At 33.5% G+C, this 7,657-nt stretch carries 3 protein-coding genes and 1 pseudogene; all 4 read left to right on the top strand.

The window, feature by feature from the left end:
* Window positions 1–807, top strand: a pseudogene (locus AC3WVA_RS27015) (S-layer homology domain-containing protein); the annotation flags it as partial.
* Window positions 808–1,891: 1,084 nt separating this feature from the next.
* Window positions 1,892–3,124: an N-acetylmuramoyl-L-alanine amidase gene (locus AC3WVA_RS27010; RefSeq protein ID WP_492322336.1), complete on the top strand. Its 1,233-nt coding sequence runs from the start codon at window positions 1,892–1,894 to the stop codon at window positions 3,122–3,124.
* A 375-nt stretch (window positions 3,125–3,499) separates the two neighbouring features.
* Window positions 3,500–6,220, top strand: coding sequence for a putative bifunctional diguanylate cyclase/phosphodiesterase (locus AC3WVA_RS27005; RefSeq protein WP_492322335.1), 2,721 nt, complete (start codon window positions 3,500–3,502; stop codon window positions 6,218–6,220).
* A 271-nt stretch (window positions 6,221–6,491) separates the two neighbouring features.
* Window positions 6,492–7,613, top strand: a complete 1,122-nt coding sequence (gene tnpB, locus AC3WVA_RS27000) for an IS200/IS605 family element RNA-guided endonuclease TnpB (RefSeq protein ID WP_492322334.1) — start codon at window positions 6,492–6,494, stop codon at window positions 7,611–7,613.
* Window positions 7,614–7,657: the final 44 nt, after the last annotated feature.

Genomic DNA, 7,657 nt, shown 5'->3' with positions numbered 1-7,657 from the left:
GAAGTAAAACCAGAAGTGAAACCAGAAGTAAAACCAGAAGTGAAACCAGAAGTAAAACCAGAAGTGAAACCAGAAGTAAAACCAGAAGTAAAACCAGAAGTGAAACCAGAAGTAAAACCAGAAGTGAAACCAGAAGTAAAACCAGAAGTGAAACCAGAAGTGAAACCAGAAGTAAAACCAGAAGTGAAACCAGAAGTAAAACCAGAAGTAAAACCAGAAGTGAAACCAGAAGTAAAACCAGAAGTGAAACCAGGAGTGAAACCAGAAATGAAGCAAGAACCAAAGAAAGAAAGAACAACTGGGGCGAAGAAGGGAACAAAATCAGAGATTAATTTACCAGCATACCTCGATAAATCTTTAGTGACAAATGATGTTACTTATAATCAAATGGCATTAAACATGCTACAAGTTTCACAAATTTCAATTTCAGATCAAGCACAAAGCTTAGTTCGTGATATTAATAAAAAATATAATACTAATTTGAAATTTAGTAATATCGGATTAAGCATTAAGTTAGTAGATGAAGGTATGCCTCTTCCAACAGATTCAATTGGTGCGCAATTACTTATTGAAGGACCAGCTGAAAATGATTTTGAAATGAAATCCTTATATGATAATGAGGCCGTTGTGGAACTAACGAAAAGGTGGGTTACCTTATTAGCTCCTGATTTAAATTTAGATCAAGAAATTCAAGAAGCAGTAGAGAAACATACTATGAATAACTACTATTTAAAAGGGGACTATAGGGTGAGAATTCTGAATTCAAAATCTGATAAAGTAATGCGTGTACAAGTAGAACCTAAGTAATTGCTATTGTTTTTTAATATAAGGTTTACCGTGAATTGAACTACTCACCACTTAACGTCCTTACGGACTGTTTGAAGTGGGAGATTCCTGCGAACACCGGTGTATCCACCGGTTATCTTAGCAGGCTCTACCCGTAGTCCCTACGGTGAAAACATAAGTATCTTGTACGTTGACTCACCACATTACCTACTTTAGCTTGGTTTTCGCAACTTCGGCAAGCGTGGGGCGAAAGAACGTTGAAGATTTTACGGTTGCAACGTTTTTCTGCAACCAACCTCATATCTTCAGTTTTCAAAGAGCAATCTGTACAAGTAAATGATAGCAAACATGTTGGCTTATGCCAACCGACATTCATCTCCCACCTAAAATTGGTGTTTCACACCTTCACATTTTTGAGGAAGGAGTCTTCTGTCGGAAAACGATAAAAATACTAATTAAATATATTATATAAAGGACACACCAGTATCTACCTAAAGATAAGGTGTGTCCTATTTTTTGTACTGTAGATATACAATGAAAAAGTGAGATACAACATATGTTAATAAATGAAGTATATAAATTCCATATATATTTAAATAAGAAGAAGGATACAATTTAGTTAAAAGAAGTAGGTAGAATAGCTCTTTAATCTTCAGAGAACTACTCCCCACTTAGCAAAGCTTATAGTGGGAGCTTCTCAGGTCTACGACGAAAGTAACCTTTACTTTTATAGGGTTAGAAACATTTATATTAACTCTTATATTTATTAAAACAAGTAATTATTCACCTTATTTAATAATTAATCACTACATTATTAATATAGTTACCTTACAGAAATGTAAGATTCATTTAATTGACACTTATATGTATAAGTAACTATACTAGTTACACGCGATTGGAAAATATATCGAATAGTCCCAAGCTATAAGTGTATGTCTGTGGATTCTTTTCGAAATAATAGTTTAATTTAATTAAAAATTATTTATACGTAATATATTGATAATAACGAATTAATCTATCTTTTAAACTAAGTCATATTTCTTATAAGCTTAACTGTAAATGATTTATTTACCAACTTGTAATAATTTTTTAGGAGTGTTACATTTTGAAATACAAATTAATTGCTACAGGAATTCTTGCTGGGAGTCTACTATCCTACTCATCTAGTGCATTTGCAAATACTCACAAATTCCCAGATGTTCCTGCCTGGGCTGACAAATCTGTTAATTATTTAGTTGATAAAAAAGTATTAAGTGGGTATCCAGATGGCACTTTTGGTTCAAGTGATACATTAGATCGAGCTGCTGCTGCAACCATTATGACAAAAGTTCTAGGTATACATGTTGATACAAATGCAAAACCTTCTTTTACAGATTCTCAAAATCATTGGGCAACCCCTTATATTGCTGCTGCTGAAAAAGCAGGGATAGTTAACGGTGAAGGAAATGGAATATTTAATCCCTCAGGAAAAGTTACTCGTGCTGCCATGGCAGCAATGTTAGTAAACGCGTATAAGTTACAAGATACTACAAATAGTAATGGACAAATTACGTTTGATGATTTAAAAGGGCATTGGGGTGAAAAGTTTGCCAATATTTTAATTGATTTAAAGATTTCCGTTGGTACTGATAATGGTTGGCAACCAAATAGATTCATAACACGTGCAGAGGCCGCACAACTTACTGCCAAAACAGATACCCTTCAATCTGGTCCGAAAAATCCTATAGAAAGTAAAACAATCATTATTGATCCTGGACATGGTGGCGCAGATCCTGGAAAGCCCACAAAAGGATTGCCCGAAAGTAAAATCGTATTAGACACTTCTTTACGTCTACAACAATTACTTGAAAAACGTACACCATTTACAGTCTTATTAACTCGCGAATCTGATACTAGACCTGGACATGACCAAAAAAGCTCTTTACAGGAACGTGTTAAATTTGCTAAGCAAAATCAGGGTGATATCTTTATAAGCATTCATGCAAATGCTTTTAATGGTAATGCAAAAGGGACAGAAACATACTACTATAATTCCTCTAAATCTGAAAAAACAAATCCTCATGTGGAGGAAAGTTATGTTTTAGCGGAAAAAATTCAAACACGCTTAGTAGAGGCGCTTCAAACGCGTGATAGAGGCGTTAAACATGGAGATTTTCATGTTGTTAGAGAAAACGACATGCCGGCTGTGTTAACGGAACTGGCTTTTATAGATAATGGTATTGATTATAGTAAATTATCTACGGCAAGCGGCAGACAGATTGCAGCTGAAGCTATTTATGAAGGAATTTTAGATTATTATGAATGGAAAGGAAATAATGTATCTGAATATAGACTATAATAATTATCACTCCGACTCCTAAAAGGGTAAGCTCATTAGCGTTCGAGGTATTCTTACTATCAAAGGTGAACTCCATTTCTGGTATTGGTGATGTGTAAGGTTACGGTGTGCCATCACCACTCTAACGAGAGACCGTATAGGTTTGTGAGATATGGACACAAAGCAAACCGTACAGGATGTTTCGTATTCATATGTTTTAGTTTTATAATTTATACTAGCGCCGACTTATTAAGGATTATAAATAAGTCGGTGTTTTAGTTAGTGTACTTAATAAGTACTATATTTTGAAAGAAATCTTTTAAAATGCTCATAATATAAATATTAATTAGAAACTAATTTAATAAAAATGATGCAAGACTTAAGAAGGTGAATATATTGTTTAAACGTTCTCATTTGCAATTTACCTTATTAACAATAGCTCTTATATTCTATATAAGCTTTTGTTTTATATTTTTATTTGTTTTTCCGAATCATTATTTTGTATCAGATTTTCATATACGACTATCATCCTTAGTTGTTGAAATTACTGTATTTATTTCATTACTCTATTCTATAGTATCCAGAAAAGTTAAGTTAGGAGTATTTTGGGTTTGTATTACTATTGCTATAGGGTGTTTCTTGATAGGAAATTTTATATCCGCTTTTCAAGTACTTAATGTAGAATTACCAATACAAAATTTTAATATTTCTGATGTGTTTTTATTGTTTTTCTTATTCTTCTTTCTCTTTGCGTTCTTTTATAAAATCATGATGGAATGTAACAAATGGGAAAAAGCGTATTTGCTTTGTGATTTATGTATTGTTGTTACTGCTATTTTCACCTTAGAGTGGTACCTATTTAATAAACCTTCTGCAAATATCTTATTCTTGTCAATTGGAGATGTTTTTCTTTCATTTATTTTTCCGATTATAGATCTATTGCTTCTTTTACTAGGAGTTAGTCTAATCTTTCGACCAGCAATTTTTAATGCGAAAAGTAAATTGTTTATTTTTATCTTAGTACTAACTGGATTGTCTATTACGGACTATTTATATTTTTATTTACAAGATGATTTATCACATCGTTCACTCATATTATTAAGGTGTTTGTATAGAGTTTTTCTATTATTTATTGCCATTGCTGCTACTATTCCAAGGAGTACATCTTCTAGAAGAGATTACTTTATTATTAATCCGACATTTGGAAAGAAACTTCTTGTCATATTTCCTTATCTTGCAGTTGCAATTTTAATTGGTTTTACTTTCAAAGAGCAAACTTCTTCTTCTACACTGATTACGGGAAATTGTATTGCCTTTGTATTTGTACTGATCCGTCATACAATTGTACACATGCAAAACAAAGATTTAACAGAAACATTAAAAGTATTTAATAATCAATTAGAGCAAAAAGTATCTCAAAGAACGGAAGATTTAATAAAAAAATCTAATGATTTGGTGAAAAATCAAGAGAGGTTTAAGTCCTTATATGAGTATCATCCAGACCCTATATTAACAATTGATTCAAATGGTACCGTTTTAAATATAAACCAGTCTGGAAGTATATTATTAGGGAAGGACAGTGTTGCATTAATAGGAAAAGAGTGCTTTTCTATTTTTTTAGATGAAGATAAACCTGAATTGGAAGCAGCTCTAAAGATGGGGAAACGATGTAGTTCGTCTTCGTTACAGTTACGTGTGAAAAATAATAATGAGAAGGATATATATTTTTGGTACGTTACGATTGTTCCTATTATGATAGAAGGACAAACTTTTGGGAGTTATATAATGGTAAAAGACATAACGAGGATGAAGCAACAACAGGATGAGATAAACTATTTAGCATTTCATGATACAGTGACGGGGATTGGGAATCGAATATTCTTCCAACAAGAATTAGAAAGATCTATTGAGAGGGTACAAAAAACACAGGATAAGTTTGGACTCCTGTATATAGATTTAAACCGCTTTAAGAACATTAATGATACACTGGGTCATGCAATTGGTGACAGGGTTTTAAAAGAAGTTGCCAACCGTTTTAGGACATGTCTGCCACCAACTATTCCTATAGCAAGAATAGGGGGAGATGAGTTTGCAATCATTGTCCATAACAAAACAGAGCAACAACTATTGGATTTGTGCGAAATATTATTTCGTATAACTGAAGAACCATTTGTAATAAATCAACACAGATTTTACTTATCCCTTAGTATAGGAATAGCGTTGTATCCATTTGGAGGAACAAATGCCACAACACTTTTACAACATGCTGATATCGCCATGTATAGTGCAAAGGAAAAAGGTAGCAATGCTGTTTGTATGTACGACGAAACATTATCTCAAAAAATAACAAGACGATTACGATTAGAGCAGGATTTATCAAATGCAATTGAGAATAATGAATTGTTTTTATTGTATCAACCACAAGTTGATAGTAAGGCAGGAAAGGTTATTGGTGCAGAGGCATTAATACGTTGGCAACATCCAGAGCTGGGGCTAATTTCACCTTTTGAGTTTATACCTATCGCGGAAGAAACATCACAGATTATTTCAATTGGAAAATGGACGCTACAGCAAGCGTGTTTACAACTGAAAGAATGGCATTCTGCAGGTTATACAAATCTAAAAATGGGGATAAATTTATCAGCTATAGAGTTTGAACAGAAAGATTTTGTTCAAACGATTATATCTACCATTGAAGAAATAGGAGTACCAGCTAATTTAATTGATTTGGAATTAACAGAGCGGATTGCCATGGTAGATGAAAAAGAAACTTTATCGAAGTTAAAAGCATTAAAATCATATGGTGTATATTTATCAATTGATGATTTTGGTACAGGATATTCTTCATTGGCCTATCTACCTTTGTATCCAATTGATACTTTGAAAATTCCAAGAGAATTTGTGAATAGGATTGGAACTTCAAATGATGGAGATGAAATTATACAAACTATTATTTCGCTAGCCCATACTTTGAATATGAAAGTAATAGCAGAAGGGGTAGAAACGAAGAAACAGTTAATAGTGTTACAACGTCATTCATGCTATTTAATTCAGGGCTATTTTTACAGTAAACCTTTAAATGAAGAAGATTTTTTCAAGTTTTTAATCACGATGTAGAATGAATAAGTGAGAACAACATAGATGTGAAGGAAAGTGAAAAGAAGGTCTATCAATAAGATTTAAAATAATAAGAAAAACATTTTATCATTTTAGCAAAGAAGACTCCTTCCTCAAGGAACCCGAAGTGAGTAGGTGGGAGATGAATTGACTTCGAACAAGGGATGGCAGGAAGCCATCCCTTGTTCGACATACAGAAGGTGTTACTTTACTATTTATCGAATGTATGTTTGGTGTATAATAGTTATATACCGAAATGGAGGTGAATGAAATGATTGTCAATAAAGCCTATAAGTTTCGTATCTATCCAAATCAAGCACAAGCAATTCTAATAAACAAAACGATTGGTTGTTCCCGCTTTGTATTCAATCATTTTCTATCCTTATGGGATCACACATACAAAGAGACAGGAAAAGGCTTGACCTATGGTACATGCTCTGCCAAACTTCCTGCCATGAAGAAAGAGTTTGTTTGGCTCAAAGAAGTGGATAGTATTGCGATTCAGTCGTCTGTTCGCAACCTTGCGGATGCGTATACACGATTTTTCAAAAAACAAAACAGCACACCGCGCTTTAAATCTAAGAAAAACAACGTACAATCTTACACCACAAAACAAACAAATGAAAACATTTCTGTTGTAGGAAACAAGATAAAGTTGCCGAAACTAGGTCTTGTTCGATTTGCCAAAAGTCGCGAAGTAAAGGGACGTATTGTAAATGCTACAGTTAGACGGAACCCCTCTGGTAGATATTTTGTGTCACTGTTAGTTGAAACAGAAGTACAAGAACTTCCGAAAACAGATTCTTACATTGGGATAGATGTAGGACTAAAAGATTTCGCCATTTTGTCAGATGGAATCTCCTATGAAAATCCGAAGTTTTTCCGATCATTAGAAGATAAGTTGGCGAAAGCACAGCGTGTTCTTTGTAGAAGAATGAAAGGATCTTCTCGGTGGAATAAACAACGAGTAAAAGTAGCTAGAATTCATGAATACATATCAAATGCTAGAAAAGATTACTTAGACAAAATCTCAACTGAAATCATCAAAAGCCACGATGTTATCGGTATAGAGGATTTGCAAGTATCAAATATGTTAACAAATCGTAAGTTATCAAAAGCAATTAGTGAAGTATCTTGGTCACAGTTTCGAACCATGTTGGAATATAAGGCAAAATGGTATGGCAAACAAGTCATTGCCGTATCGAAAACATATGCTTCCAGCCAATTATGTTCTTGTTGTGGATATCAAAACAAAGACGTTAAAAATCTAAACCTACGTAAATGGGACTGTCCTTCTTGTCGTACACACCATGATAGGGATATTAACGCAAGTATCAATATAAAGAATGAAGCAATAAGGCTTCTAACCGCAAGGACTGCGGGGTTAGCCTAATCAATTAGAGTTCGATAGAACTCTTTACTTAGGAATCCCCCACT

Source organism: Bacillus sp. EB106-04-02-XG92 (assembly GCF_058791995.1).
Note: the sequence above shows the minus strand (reverse complement) of the source record. Positions and strands in the feature narration are given on the sequence as shown.